We start from the raw sequence: 14,031 nt of genomic DNA on the forward strand, positions 1-14,031 counted from the left end.
TGTGCGCTAGCAAACAAACTGGCGCGAATCGTGTGGGCGGTACTGGCCAAAGGCGGCCAGTACGACCCACATCCGAACGCTTGAATGCACAGCGTTACCACCGGCTTTTGCGACGTCACTGACTGATGACAGTAAACGGCAAACGGCCCGACTGAGAACCTGGCAATAAAATCAGCTTTAGAAGCTGAGGGTTTTTTCAGGACAGTCGGGAGCGGCTACTCATCGAGGGCCGAGCGTTGTTGCAGCAACGCTCACAACGAGCCCGGATACATTAGCGCAAGCCAGCTTTACCGAAAACAGCCCATGAGGTTGCAGGAGAAGGGCTGACCATACATTTTATTGCCCGCTGATTTCATTGACGTGTTCCGCTCCCCCAGGGACTCAGCTACATTCGACCCTCGCCGCCCTCCCGCAGAGAACCTTATGGACATCACTGGCATCCCCTTCGGCACCACCGACTGGTCGACAATCGAACCCAGCGAACACAAAGGCGTCACCGGAACCGCCTACTGGCGAACCCGGCAGTTCGGGAATATCCGCGTCCGGATGGTCGAGTACACGGCGGGTTACCTGGCCGATCACTGGTGCACCAAGGGGCACATCCTGTTTTGCCTGAAGGGCGAGCTGCATACGGAGCTGGAAGATGGGCGACAGTTCGTGCTCAAGCCGGGCATGAGCTACCAGGTAGCGGACCAGGCCGAGCCCCATCGCTCTTCAACCTCGGTGGGCGCCACCTTGTTCGTGGTGGATTGAGTTTCGAAGCACTCGTCCTGGAGCTGTAGAATCAACCGCCTCATTTTTCATATCAGGAGCCTTGGCCATGCCGTCGGCAAACAAACAGCAGAAGCGAAACCAGCGCGCCAAGGCGAAAGCCAAGAAGAACCGGGTACAGCGTGCCGCTGCGCCGAACGACTTCCTGGACCCGAACGATGAGCGCATCGACCTGGAGACCGTGGACCTGTCCGAGCTGTTCCAGCTCATGCGCGACGCTGAAAAGATCAGCCAGCAAGCCATGTGCATCGCCTTCCTCGGGCACCCACTGCTGGCGCTTGTGCTGGAACAGGAAGGCGAAGAAGAAGCCATGGATTTCATTATCACCGCCCTGATCGAATACCGTCGCGCCACCACCGGCGTCGATGAACAGACTGCGCTTGACTGGGTCGAGAGCGAGCAATTCCAGGCTGATTATCTCGCGGCCTCCAGGGAACTGGTGCAACCCCAGGCCTGAGCCTCGCCCGCCCGGCGCTCTTGCGATGAGGGCGCTTGCTGGGGGGATGACATCCTTCAGCGACAGTTCCTACAAGCCAAGCTCCATCAATATGAGCCGGCGTCAAAACCGTCTTGCATGAAGCGGTTGTTTTTCCTCCACGGCAATCAGCTCCGTCCGGCATCATCAATATGAAGCCTGACGCATCATTCAGTCCGTCCCACTCCACGGCTGAACATCTTGATGACTTCGATCTCCCCACAAGACGATCCGCAATTGGCACCACTGATCGGCGAACTCGCCGAATTGATCCGCCAGGCACGCCAGAAGGTCATGCGCGCCGTTGACACCCTGCAGGTACAGACCTGCTGGCAGATCGGCCGGCATATCATCGAATTCGAACAGGAGGGCGCCGAGCGGGCGACTTACGGGGCCCGACTGTTGCCGACACTGGCGAAGGCGCTGACGGTGAAGTTCGGGAAAGGATTTGATGCATCGAACCTTCGTTACATGCGCCTCTTCTACCAGGCGTTTCCAATATGTGACGCACTGCGTCACGAATTGAGCTGGACTCATTACCGCTTGTTGCTTCGTATAGAAGATGATCATGCGCGCCACTGGTACATGAACGAAGCCGCAGTGCAGAACTGGTCAACGCGCGCCCTGGAACGCCAGATCGGCACCTTCTATTACGAACGCCTGCTGGCAAGTCGGGACAGGCCGGCGGTAGAGCAGGAGGCCAGCGCCCATATCGAGTCACTGGACCCCGGGCCCAGGGATATCGTCAGGGACCCGGTGGTGCTGGAATTTCTCGGGTTGCCCAACGCGGGCACCTTGCTGGAGACCGATCTGGAGCAGGCCTTGATCGACCAGCTACAGGATTTTCTACAAACTGCTCCTGCCCACCGAAGAAGAACTGCGCAATGAGCTGGATCGCGAACGGAGGCGGCTCGAAGAACAGCGACGACACACGATCACTTGAAGCCACGAAAGCCGGCATTGCGTGACCGTTTATTGTAAAAACCGATGTAAGCTTGATGCGCTTCGGAAATACCTACATCTTCAAGAGCTCTATCCTGCATGTCACCGGCCGCACCCTACCCCACTCTGATCCAGGCGTTGCGGACCGAAACCGCTGAACTGCACGTCGCCCTGGAAAAACGCCTGCCGTTTTTCTCCCAACAGCTGGATCTCGATCTGTATCGGCGCCTGATGGTGGCCTACTACGGCTTTTATCAGCCATTGGAACAACGACTCCATGCCCTGGCGCTGGCCGGGCTGGACCAGCCCCTGCGAGTCAAGCTCCCAGTGCTGAGGGCCGATCTCACGGCACTGGGCCTGGACGAAGCGGCTATCGAGGCGCTGCCCCTTTGCAGCGAGTTGCCCGCTATCGACTCTCGTGCCGCCGCGCTTGGGGTTTCCTATGTCCTGGAAGGCGCAACCCTGGGCGGCCAGATCCTGCGGCGCAGGGTGGCCGAGCAGCTTGGCCTCGACGCCAGCAGCGGGGCAGCATTTCTCAACGTATACGGCGAGCTGACGGGGCGGCGCTGGAAGGACTTCCTGGAGTACCTGGGCGACAGGAACCTTGGCGATGGCCAAACGCTCGAAGTCACACATGCTGCCAAAACGACATTTATCTGCTTTGAACGCTGGCTGGACAGCCAGGAGGTCCTGTTATGAACCCTGAAAACCAAGAGGCCTTCGAAGAGCTGCTGGCCAACTGCGCAGACGAACCGATTCGGTTCCCCGGCGCCATCCAGCCTCACGGCGTGCTGGTGATGCTGTCCGAACCCGACTTCGTGATCCGCCAGGTCAGTGCCAACGTATCGCAGCTGATGGGACATGATCCCGAGGCGCTGTTGGGGCAGACGCTGGACGTGCTGCTGGGGCCGGAGCAGGCAGCAGCCATCCTTGACGCCCGGCGCATCGAAGCAGGCCACGACAACGCACCGCTGGATATTCTCGTGAACCGGCACCGCTTCGACGCGCTGGTCCATCGTCACCAGGGCGTACTGATCGTCGAACTCGAGCAGCACCTGAGCGACTATCGTCCGGAAGGCGTCAGCGGCGAAGCCGATATGGGGCGCATGCTCCAGCGTCTGCACAGCGCGAAAAGCCTTCAGGCCCTCTACGAAATCAGCGTTCGGGAAATCCAGGCCATGACCGGCTATGACCGCGTGCTGATCTATCGTTTCGAGGAAGAGGGCCACGGCCAGGTGATCGCCGAGGCCAGCGCGCCATCGATGGAGCTTTACAAGGGCCTGTTCTTCCCGGCCTCGGATATCCCCGAACAGGCCCGGGAGCTGTATCGCACCAACTGGTTGCGGATCATCCCCAACGCCGATTACACGCCGGTACCGCTGGTTCCGAATCTGCGCCCCGACACCCGGGCGCCCCTGGACCTGAGCTTCGCGACCCTGCGCAGTGTCTCGCCGATCCACCGGCAATACATGAAGAACATGGGGGTGCTGTCGTCCATGAGCATCTCGCTGATGGACGGTGAACGCCTGTGGGGCCTGATCAGTTGCGGCAACCGTAAGCCCTTGCTCGTCCCCCATGAGATGCGCAAGGCCTGCCAGACCATCGGTCAGGTCCTGTCACTGCAGATCAGCGCCATGGAAGCACTGGAGCTGAGCCGTCAACGAGACGCCAAGCTCGAGGACCTCGGCATACTTGCCAAGGCCATGGCCGAGTCCAGCGATAACGTCTTCGACGGCTTGTCCCATGAGCCACAACGCTTGATGGACCTGACCGGTGCCAGCGGCGTCGCGATTATCGAGGACAACAAGCTGCATCGCCACGGCCAGTGCCCTGAACCGGAGCAGATCCGGGCGCTGCACCAGTGGATCCTCGAAAGCGGGCAACCGGTGTTTTCGCACCATCAACTGGGCAGCGTCTACGCCCCGGCCCGCGGTTACCAGGACGTGGCGAGCGGCGTGCTGGCGATTCACCTGCCCAAGCCTGTGGAAAATGGCGTGCTGTGGTTCCGGCCCGAAGTGAAGGAAACCATCCATTGGAGCGGTGACCCACAGAAACCCCTGGACCTGGAAAACAGCGAGAACGGCCTGCGCCTGCGCCCCCGGACATCCTTCGAGATCTGGAAAGTCGAAATGGCCGGCATCAGCAACAGATGGAGCCATGGCGAACTGTTCGCCGCCAACGACCTGCGGCGCTCGGCCCTGGAAAACGACCTGGCCCGGCAAGTGCTCAAGGAGCGCCAGGCCGTGCACGCTCGCGACGAGCTGGTGGCAGTGGTTTCCCACGACCTGCGCAGCCCGATGACGGTCATTTCCATGCTCTGCGGCATGATGCAGAAGTCCTTCAGTTCCGACGGTTCCCACAGTTCGAAGCGAATCGCCTCGGCCATCGACACCATGCAACAGGCCACCAGCCGCATGAACACGCTGCTGGAAGACTTGCTCGACACCTCGCGAATCGACGCCGGACGCTACACCATCAATCCCAAGCCAATGGAAGTCAGCCAGATATTCGACGACGCCTGTTCGCTGTTGACGCCGCTGGCCAGCGCCAAGGCCATCAATATCTCGTTCCATGCCGAACCCGACCTGAAGATCAAGGCCGACCCCGAACGGTTGTTCCAGGTGCTGTCCAACCTGATTGGAAACGCCATCAAGTTCACGCCGCACGAAGGCGTCATTGGCATCAGCGCGATGTCGGTGGGCAACGAGATCGTGTTCAGCGTTCGCGATTCCGGCCAAGGCATCGCGCCGGAGCAGTTACCCCACATCTTTGATCGCTATTGGACAATCAAGGAAGGCAACCCCAGCGGCACCGGTCTTGGATTGTATATTTCCAAGGGGATTGTCCAGGCCCATGGCGGTAAACTGCACGCCGAAAGCCAGCCCGGCCAAGGCAGTGAGTTCCGCTTCACTGTCCCGAAAATCGACTGAACCGGGCAACGCCCCTCCTGACAAACTGGAACCCGAAGCCCAATGGCCTCATTGAACAAGCAGCAGAAACGCGCCAAACGCGCAAAGGAAAAAGCCAAGCAGATTCGCATGAGCGGCCGCAAGGCCTCGCCCATGTACGGCGATCCTGCCTACGCCACCGCTCAGCCACCGGTCTATGTACTGGAACTGTTCGCCAAGCTGCGCGAAGCCGAGGCCATCGGTCGCGGCGAACTGCTCGACACGCTGCTGTCCTCCCTGAGTGTGATGATCGCTGAGCGACCAGGCCTGCTGGACCTGAAAAACGCCGAGAACGAAAGCATGGCGGCCACCAACCTGGCTGCCGACATGCTGGTGGACTACCGCATGTGGACCGATGACATGGACCGCGAAACGGCACAGCGCTGGCTCAGCACGCCGGAGTTCATCAAGGATTTCAGCGAAGCGCTGGACCGCTATCGCCAGTCCATGGAAGAACCGGCCGGCGAATAAACCTGTCGTCGGCTATTCGTCACTGTTCCAATGGAACACCAGCTTGCGTGGAGCGCCACTGCCGATGTTGGCGGTGTCGCGCCGCTCCTCATCGTTACGTGTCGCCACCACCGTGTATTTGCCCGGTGGCAGTTGCACGAAAACCAGAGGTCCGGCCTGATCCAGCGTCAGCAGCGTTTGCCCGGACGCATTGCCAATAGCGATGTCCACATCCGCGACATACCTGTTTTCCGGCCCGATCGCGAAGGTCACGTGCAGGTTATACCCCTGGGCCTGGCTGATGGCGCGGGCTTCATCCTCACCGATCCCACCGGACAGATAAGTGATGCCGTTCTGCTGCAACGGCTGGACCTGCACACCGGAGCTGTCGATGGGGGCGAGGTTGGTGGCGTTGAGCGCCAGGATAGGAAACAGCAGCGCCACAGCCGCAAGGGAAGACAACAGAACGCACCGGGTCAGTTTCATGGCGAAGACTCCAGGATCTGGAAAACAACTTCACACGAACACACCTTTGATCCGTAACGCCCGACGTGGTTTAGACCGATTGGAAGTAGGCCGTAGAACGTACCGCTCTCGTGGACCGTTCTTGGTACTCGACACAGCAATGAGATTCAGCGCTGCAGAACAAAAGCGCACGCCAGAAATTCCTCGCTCCTGCCCGGCCGTTCTGCCCTGATGCGGCCGGTATCCAAGCGCAACGGCAACGCTTATCCGTTAACCCTTCCAACCCCCGCCCAAAGCTGGCACCATCGCGCCTTTTTTTACGCAACTCCCCGGGCTCTTCATCGGTAAACAGGGTTCAAACGGCCGTTCGGTTGTTGATGGCGCGACAGTCTGCTGTGCCTATGCGACAACCTGCCACACATCACCGGTTTACCACCCGCAGCGCTGTTGGCTGTCATTCGGACGCATGCTAGCTTGGCCGCCTCGCCAGGAAGGCCACCAACAGCAAGGGAGCACATACCATGAGGACCGCACATGGCCCAGGCCACGCCCGCGCTTGAAATCCGCAACCTGCACAAACGCTACGGACAGCTGGAGGTGCTCAAGGGCGTCTCGCTGACCGCCCGCGACGGCGACGTGATCTCGATCCTGGGTTCGTCCGGGTCCGGCAAGTCCACGTTCCTGCGCTGCATCAACCTGCTGGAAAACCCCAACCAGGGCCAGATCCTGGTGGCCGGCGAAGAGCTCAAGCTCAAGGCCGCGAAAAACGGTGAGCTGGTGGCCGCCGACGGCAGGCAGATCAATCGCATGCGCAGCGAGATCGGTTTTGTATTTCAAAACTTTAACCTCTGGCCGCACATGAGCGTGCTCGACAACATCATCGAAGCCCCGCGCCGCGTCCTTGGCCAGAGCAAGGCCGAAGCCATCGAAGTGGCCGAGGCCCTGCTGGCCAAGGTCGGCATCGCCGACAAGCGTCACGCCTACCCCGCCGAGCTGTCCGGCGGCCAGCAGCAGCGCGCGGCCATCGCACGTACCCTGGCCATGCAGCCCAAGGTGATTCTGTTCGACGAGCCCACCTCCGCCCTTGACCCGGAAATGGTCCAGGAAGTACTTAGTGTGATCCGCGCCCTGGCCGAAGAAGGTCGCACCATGCTGCTGGTGACCCACGAAATGGGCTTCGCCCGTCAGGTTTCCAGCGAAGTGGTGTTCCTTCATCAGGGCCTGGTCGAGGAGCAAGGATCGCCACAGCAGGTCTTCGAAAACCCGCTTTCGGCGCGCTGCAAACAATTCATGTCCAGCAACCGCTAACGGAGCAGTACATATGCAGATCTACAAGAAGTTTTTCCTGGCCGCTGCCGCCGGCCTGGTGTTCTCTGCCAACGCCATGGCGGCTGAAAAGCTGCAGATGGGCATCGAAGCAGCCTACCCCCCCTTCAACAACAAGGACGCCAGCGGTCAGGTCGTAGGCTTCGACAAAGACATCGGCGATGCCCTGTGCGCCAAGATGAAAGTCGAGTGCGGCGTGGTCACCTCCGACTGGGACGGCATCATCCCGGCCCTGAACGCCAAGAAATTCGACTTCCTGATCTCTTCCCTGTCGATCACCGAAGAACGCAAGCAAGCGGTGGATTTCACCGACCCGTACTACTCCAACAAACTGCAATTCATTGCGCCCAAGAACGTTGACTTCAAGACCGACCCTGCCACTCTCAAAGGCAAGATCATCGGCGCTCAACGCGCCACCCTGGCCGGTACCTGGCTCGAAGACCTGGGCGACGACGACATCACCATCAAACTCTACGACACCCAGGAAAACGCCTATCTGGACCTGACTTCCGGTCGTGTCGACGCGATCCTGGCGGACAAGTACGTCAACTACGACTGGCTGAAGACCGATGCCGGCCGCGCCTACGAATTCAAGGGCGATCCGGTGGTGGAAAGCGACAAGATCGGCATTGCCGTGCGCAAGGGTGACAATGACCTGCGCAACCGGCTCAACGCCGCCCTGAAGGAAATCGTTGCCGACGGCACCTACAAGAAAATCAACGACAAGTACTTCCCGTTCAGCATCTATTGATCCTGACGTGCCTGGCCGGTGCCGCTCCCCGCGGCCCCGGCCCTTAGCAAAGCCTGCCGATATGAACACGTACCCATGATCATCGACCTCTACGGATTCGGCCCGGCGCTCGCCGCCGGCGCGCTGATGACCGTCAAGCTGGCGCTCTCGGCCCTGTGCCTGGGGCTGGTGCTCGGCCTGCTCGGCGCCTTGGCCAAGACTTCACCGTACAAGCCCCTGCAATGGCTTGGCGGCACCTATTCGACACTGGTCCGCGGCGTCCCGGAATTGCTCTGGGTGCTGCTGATCTACTTTGGCACCGTCAACCTGATGCGTGCCATGGGCGAGTATTTCGGCCTCCCCGATCTTGCCCTCGATGCCTTCACCGCCGGCGTCATCGCCCTTGGGCTGTGCTTCGGCGCCTATGCCACGGAAGTCTTTCGCGGCGCGATCCTGGCGATCCCCAAGGGCCACCGTGAGGCCGGCGTGGCCCTGGGCCTGTCGAAATGGCGGATTTTCACCCGGTTGATCATGCCGCAGATGTGGCGCATCGCCCTGCCCGGCCTGGGCAACCTGTTCATGATCCTGATGAAAGACACCGCCCTGGTCTCGGTGATCGGCCTGGAAGAAATCATGCGCCACACGCAAATAGGCGTGACCGTGTCCAAGCAACCGTTCACTTTCTACATGGTGGCGGCGTTCATGTACCTGGGCCTGACGATCCTCGCCATGGCCGGCATGCATGTGCTGGAACGAAGAGCGGCCCGCGGCTTTGCCAGGAGTACCCAATGAACTGGGAAGTCATCATCAAGTGGCTGCCGAAACTGGCCCAGGGCGCGACCCTGACCCTGGAGCTGGTCGCCATCGCCGTGCTCGCCGGCCTGCTGCTGGCGATTCCGCTGGGCATCGCCCGCTCTTCTCGCCTGTGGTACGTACGGGCGCTGCCCTACGCCTATATCTTCTTTTTCCGTGGCACGCCGCTGCTGGTCCAACTGTTCCTGGTCTATTACGGCCTGGCGCAATTCGATGCCGTGCGCAGCAGCGCCCTGTGGCCGTACCTGCGGGATCCGTTCTGGTGCGCCACGGCCACCATGACCCTGCACACCGCCGCTTACATCGCCGAGATCCTGCGCGGCGCGATCCAGGCCATTCCCCGTGGTGAGATCGAGGCGGCACGCGCCCTGGGCATGTCGCGGCCCAAGGCGCTGTTCTACATCATCCTGCCCCGCGCCGCGCGAATCGGCCTGCCGGCCTACAGTAACGAAGTGATCCTGATGCTCAAGGCCAGCGCCCTGGCCAGTACCGTGACCCTGCTGGAGCTCACCGGCATGGCCCGCACCATCATTGCCCGTACCTACCTGCCGGTTGAGATCTTCTTCGCGGCCGGTATGTTCTATCTGTTGATGGCGTTCGTGCTGGTGCAAGGCTTCAAGCAGCTGGAGCGCTGGTTGCGCGTCGATGCCTGCCAGGGACGCTGAAACGGTCGTCTTGACGGGCGAGGCATTACTCGCCCGCTTCAGGGCGCTGGACGCTTTTCTCATTGCGCACCAAGGGCTGTGGAAACCCCGGCCGTTCACCCATCTGCAACTACCCTGGGAAACGTCCTACCCGGAGTTAGCCCAATGGCTACGCCGACGTTCGCTGGAAGAGGCAGAAAATGACCATCACCAGCCTTGGCTGATTGAAAACGCCCCCGCACCGTTTCCCGAATGGGCGGCAGTCGCCCATGGGTTGAGCACGATCGGCCCACTGCCTGGCATGGCGCTCGAAGCGCCTGCCCATCGCCTCGACGTCGAGGTGCCCGGCCGCAAGTGGCAGCAGATCGAGGCCTTCGCCAGTCGCCTGGACTTTTCCAGCGAACCGAGCCATTGGCTCGACTGGTGCGCCGGTAAAGGCCATCTCGGCCGGCGCCTGCTGCGCGGCACACAGCGCCTGACCTGCCTGGAATATGATCCGGCCTTGGTCGCCAACGGCCAGCAACTGAGCCAGCGCCACCACCTGAGCGCCACCCATGTGCGACAAGACGTGCTGGCGCAGGACGCAGCCCAAGCGATCCACTCCGAACACACGCCTGTCGCCCTGCATGCCTGCGGCGACCTCCATGTACGGCTCATGCAACTGGCCAGCGCCGCCCATTGCAAGCAGATGGCCATCGCACCGTGCTGCTACAACCGCATCGGCGCCGAACACTACCAACCCCTGTCCGACGCAGCCAAAGGTTCTGCCTTGCAACTGTCGCTGGAAGACCTCGGCCTGCCACTGAGCGAAACCGTTACCGCCGGCGCACGGGTGCGAAGGCAACGAGACCACTCCATGGCCTGGCGCCTGGGTTTCGATCTGCTGCAACGGCAAATCCGGGGTAGCGACAGCTATCTGCCGACGCCCTCGCTTCCCACGTCCTGGCTGGAGAAAACCTTCGCCCAATACTGCACCGATCTGGCGGCCCTGAAAGACTTATCCACAATCGGCTCGCCTGACTGGGCAGCCTTGGAAGCAGCGGGCCATCAACGCCTGGCCCAGGTACGCAACCTGGAGTTGCTACGAAGCCTGTTCCGCCGTCCCCTGGAGCTGTGGCTGGTTGTGGACAGGGCTCTTTTTCTGATTCAAGAAGGCTATGAGGTTCGCCTTGGGACCTTCTGCGAAGCGACCCTGACACCTCGAAACCTGATGCTGTTGGCTGAGCGTTGCGCAGAAGCAACACCCTGTGGATAACTCTGTTGATGAAATACGCCTGGATCCAATAAATTCGCCATTTCCTGACCGATTCAAGGCTGGTCATTTTTTATTCATATGAATAAAAAACCATGAAAACAGGCATTTGCACGCAAACGCGAAAGCTGTCACAGAATTACAATATTCCTTGCGCCTGACCCTGCCCGTTGTGCATAAGCGCCCAATCAAAACGACATAACCGCCGAATCCTAGGGTGCTCTGCGCCAACAATTGCACCCACCGTGCCCGTGCAGTACAACAGTTCCACTTATCGTGACAGACACCCTGCCGACGCACTCAAGGACTGACCGTGACGTTCATCTCCTACGCACAGAACTTCGAAGACATACGCCTGTGGCGCGCCCTCCAGTCGGTGGAAAACGGCTTTTATCTCGACATCGGCGCAAACCATCCGACAGACGACTCCGTGACCCGGGCCTTTTATGACCACGGCTGGCGCGGAATCAACATCGAACCGGTGTCGACCTATTACGAAGCGCTCTGCCAACAGCGCCCCAATGACATCAACCTGCAATGCGTGGCGGGCGAAAACGCCGAAAGCCTGACCTTCTACACCATCGCCGACACCGGCCTGTCCACCGTCGAGGCCAGCGTCGCCCGGCAGCACCGAGAATCCGGCATGGATGTGCGCGAACAGACCGTCCAGTCCCGCACCCTGGCCTCGATCTGCGAGCAATACGCCCAGGACCGCCCCATCCATTTCCTGAAGATCGACGTCGAAGGCCATGAAGAAACCGTGCTGCGAGGCATGGACTTCAGCCGCTGGCGGCCGTGGATCATCCTCATCGAAACCCCATGGGCCCGCGACCAGGCCTGGGAAAGCCTGGTCACCAACACCGGCTACCAATCCATCCTCTTCGACGGAATCAACACCTATTACCTCGCCGAAGAGCACCTGGCCCTCAAACCCGCCTTCGACATCCCCCCGTGCAACCTCGACGGTTTCCAGTTCTGCAAAGGCCACAAATTCAGCCACCCCACCGGCGACACCGAACACCAACTCGCCCTCGCCCTGCAACGCGCCGAACGGGCCGAAGCCCAACTCAGAGCCATCCAGGACAGCCGCACCTGGCGAGTCCTGCACAAATTACGCAACCTCCTGCCCCGCCCATCGCCACGCCCCGCGCAAAAATAGTCAGAATTCAGGGGTTTACAGAAATCCCCCAATGGCTATAATCGTCGCCCACACGCCGGTATAGCTCAGTTGGTAGAGCAACTGACTTGTAATCAGTAGGTCCCGGGTTCGATTCCTGGTGCCGGCACCATTCAAGGTTCCATAGAGCTTTCAAAATCTCTGGAACCCCCGAAAAACCCGCCTTCTGGCGGGTTTTTTCGTTTTGGCGTTCCGTCGGATTCCGAGGGTAGCCAGCGCTAATAAGGGTAGTTTTAAGGATAGAGGTCCGTTTCGATATCGGAGACTACCCTTATGGCCCGCACCACTGCCCCGCTTACAGACACCACCTGTCGCACGGCAAAGCCCAGAGAGCGCGAATACAAGCTCTTCGACGGCGACGGTCTCTACCTGCTTGTGCAACCCAACGGCCGCAAAGGCTGGCGGCTCAGGTACGTGAAACCCGATGGCCGCGAAGGCCTGACCGCCCTCGGCAGCTATCCGGTGGTCGGGCTGGGCGACGCACGCCGCAAGCGCTTCGAGATCAAGCAGCAGCTCGCCAACGGCATAGATCCCATCCAGTACAAGCAACAAACCAAGACCCAAGCCGTGATTAACGGCCGCACCTTCGAAAGCGTTGCGCTCGACTGGCATGCGAGCATGGTGCCCAAATGGGCGCCCGGCCACGCCAAGACTGTACTCAGCCGGTTGAAGACTCACGTATTCCCTTTACTTGGTGCCAGGGCAATCGTTGAGTTGGACACCCACGATCTCATGCAACCACTGGAAGCCGTGACGAAGCGCGGCACCATCGACGTGGCGCTCAGGATCAAGAACTACCTGCAAAGCATCATGCGCGAAGCCAAACGGCTGCGACTGATTACAGCGAACCCGGCTCACGACCTCGATGGCTCGATCAAGACACCACGGGTAACTCACAGACCCGCACTACCCTTATCGCGGCTGCCAGAGCTACTGGCATGCATTGAGGACTATAGAGGTCGCCCGCTCACGCGCCTCACGGTGATGCTGTCGTTGCATGTGTTCGTACGGTCCAGCGAACTGCGCTTCGCCCGTTGGAATGAGTTCGACCTCAAACGCGGAATCTGGGAAATCCCCGACACACGCCCGGCGCTGGACGGAGTGCCGTTTTCCACAAGAGGTACGAAGATGGCCGGGGATATTCACGTTGTACCCTTATCGCCGCAGGCAGTGGCCTTGCTTGAGCAGATCCACGCGATCACCGGCAAGTTCGAGCTGGTGTTCGCGGGGGATGCCAAGCCGTGGAAACCGATGTCCGAGAACACGGTGAATGCCGCGCTCAGGACGATGGGCTACGACACCAAGGTGGATATATGCGGCCACGGGTTCCGAGCCATGGCGTGCAGTGCGCTGGTTGAGTCTGGGTTGTGGTCAGAGACGGCCATCGAAAGGCAGATGAGCCACAAAGAACGCAACAACGTGCGCGCCGCTTATACCCACAAGGCCGAGTTCCTCGAAGAGCGCCGGATGATCATGACCTGGTGGAGCCGGTTTCTGGATGCAAACCGCGAGGACCATGTGACGCCGCATGAGTTTGCCAAGCAGACGGGCGAGAACGTCACGCGCCTGCGCAGTGCCAAGAGGACCGAGTAGCCCGCCACACCACCACCTCAACTCGCTGTGAAGTTACCCACAGCACCGCATGAAGCTCCTCCGCGCGGGTCCTTTCAAACGGGGCTGCAAAGCCGCCCCGTTTGAAAGGACCATACCTAAGAAAAAAACTGCTGGCACAGCGCACGTCTGTGGAAAACCACTGATGTCCACCGGGGGATAGTTTTATCCACAGGCGCTAAATCCCTGATATCACGCTGCTTGACGAATATTGTCCACAAGCGTAGACCGGGAGTCGCAAGAGCTGTCGATGACAGCACCCAGGTGACCCGAACCTTGAAGGTCACGCCGCTCCCGCGGTGGTTCACCCGTAAGTACGATTCGCGTCCGGCAGCTCGTACGGTCACTACCCATGTGATGGATGCCAACTCAATATCGTTGCCCCTGCGGCAACCACCCTACCCATCTGCTCAGCAGCAACCTATCC

The 14,031-nt window shown here is 60.3% G+C and carries 13 protein-coding genes, 1 tRNA gene and 1 pseudogene; 14 read left to right on the forward strand and 1 reads right to left on the reverse strand.

The annotated features are described in order from the left end of the window. The first annotated feature begins 423 nt into the window (after positions 1–423). The 6 genes and pseudogenes from BLP99_RS19925 to BLP99_RS19950 all read left to right on the forward strand — a co-directional run bounded on the left by BLP99_RS19925 (position 424) and on the right by BLP99_RS19950 (position 5,607). On the forward strand, positions 424–753 hold the full coding sequence (locus BLP99_RS19925) for a DHCW motif cupin fold protein (RefSeq protein ID WP_072397776.1): 330 nt from the start codon (positions 424–426) through the stop codon (positions 751–753). Positions 754–820: 67 nt separating this feature from the next. Further along, the gene (locus BLP99_RS19930; RefSeq protein ID WP_072397775.1) at positions 821–1,228 is read left to right on the forward strand and encodes a hypothetical protein; all 408 of its coding nucleotides are present in this window, start codon (positions 821–823) and stop codon (positions 1,226–1,228) included. 222 nt (positions 1,229–1,450) lie between these two features. Beyond that, positions 1,451–2,095, forward strand: a pseudogene (locus BLP99_RS19935) (DUF1016 N-terminal domain-containing protein); the annotation flags it as partial. Between the two features lie 192 nt (positions 2,096–2,287). After that, positions 2,288–2,887: a biliverdin-producing heme oxygenase gene (locus BLP99_RS19940; RefSeq protein WP_072431689.1), complete on the forward strand. Its 600-nt coding sequence runs from the start codon at positions 2,288–2,290 to the stop codon at positions 2,885–2,887. Then, entirely contained in the window at positions 2,884–5,118 is a 2,235-nt protein-coding gene (locus BLP99_RS19945; RefSeq protein WP_072431690.1) for an ATP-binding protein, read from the forward strand. Before BLP99_RS19940 ends, BLP99_RS19945 begins: the two co-directional genes overlap by 4 nt. A 42-nt stretch (positions 5,119–5,160) precedes the next feature. Continuing rightward, positions 5,161–5,607, forward strand: coding sequence for a hypothetical protein (locus tag BLP99_RS19950; RefSeq protein ID WP_072397772.1), 447 nt, complete (start codon positions 5,161–5,163; stop codon positions 5,605–5,607). A gap of 12 nt (positions 5,608–5,619) precedes the next feature. On the opposite strand, the gene BLP99_RS19955 is transcribed toward BLP99_RS19950, so the two are convergent. Then, positions 5,620–6,072: a hypothetical protein gene (locus BLP99_RS19955; RefSeq protein ID WP_072397771.1), complete on the reverse strand. Its 453-nt coding sequence runs from the start codon at positions 6,070–6,072 to the stop codon at positions 5,620–5,622. Between the two features lie 513 nt (positions 6,073–6,585). Here BLP99_RS19955 and BLP99_RS19960 point away from each other — a divergent pair. The 8 genes from BLP99_RS19960 to BLP99_RS19995 all read left to right on the forward strand — a co-directional run bounded on the left by BLP99_RS19960 (position 6,586) and on the right by BLP99_RS19995 (position 13,586). Beyond that, positions 6,586–7,359 carry an ABC transporter ATP-binding protein gene (locus BLP99_RS19960; protein ID WP_072397770.1) on the forward strand — a complete coding sequence of 258 codons (774 nt, stop codon included), beginning with the start codon at positions 6,586–6,588 and terminating at the stop codon, positions 7,357–7,359. A 13-nt stretch (positions 7,360–7,372) separates the two neighbouring features. After that, a complete protein-coding gene (locus BLP99_RS19965) occupies positions 7,373–8,128 on the forward strand; it encodes an ABC transporter substrate-binding protein (protein WP_072397769.1) in 756 nt (251 codons plus the stop codon). Positions 8,129–8,203: 75 nt separating this feature from the next. After that, a complete protein-coding gene (locus BLP99_RS19970; RefSeq protein WP_072397768.1) occupies positions 8,204–8,899 on the forward strand; it encodes an ABC transporter permease in 696 nt (231 codons plus the stop codon). Beyond that, the gene (locus BLP99_RS19975) at positions 8,896–9,585 is read left to right on the forward strand and encodes an ABC transporter permease (RefSeq protein ID WP_072397767.1); all 690 of its coding nucleotides are present in this window, start codon (positions 8,896–8,898) and stop codon (positions 9,583–9,585) included. The genes BLP99_RS19970 and BLP99_RS19975 overlap by 4 nt, the downstream gene beginning before the upstream one ends. Beyond that, the gene (locus tag BLP99_RS19980; protein WP_092181493.1) at positions 9,566–10,819 is read left to right on the forward strand and encodes a methyltransferase; all 1,254 of its coding nucleotides are present in this window, start codon (positions 9,566–9,568) and stop codon (positions 10,817–10,819) included. Before BLP99_RS19975 ends, BLP99_RS19980 begins: the two co-directional genes overlap by 20 nt. A 310-nt stretch (positions 10,820–11,129) precedes the next feature. Next, on the forward strand, positions 11,130–11,975 hold the full coding sequence (locus BLP99_RS19985; RefSeq protein ID WP_092181496.1) for an FkbM family methyltransferase: 846 nt from the start codon (positions 11,130–11,132) through the stop codon (positions 11,973–11,975). A 54-nt stretch (positions 11,976–12,029) separates the two neighbouring features. Continuing rightward, positions 12,030–12,105, forward strand: a tRNA-Thr gene (locus BLP99_RS19990). Between the two features lie 161 nt (positions 12,106–12,266). Continuing rightward, the gene (locus BLP99_RS19995) at positions 12,267–13,586 is read left to right on the forward strand and encodes a tyrosine-type recombinase/integrase (protein ID WP_092181499.1); all 1,320 of its coding nucleotides are present in this window, start codon (positions 12,267–12,269) and stop codon (positions 13,584–13,586) included. Positions 13,587–14,031: the final 445 nt, after the last annotated feature.

It is taken from the genome of Pseudomonas sp. NFACC32-1 (assembly GCF_900101215.1).
Lineage (GTDB): Bacteria > Pseudomonadota > Gammaproteobacteria > Pseudomonadales > Pseudomonadaceae > Aquipseudomonas.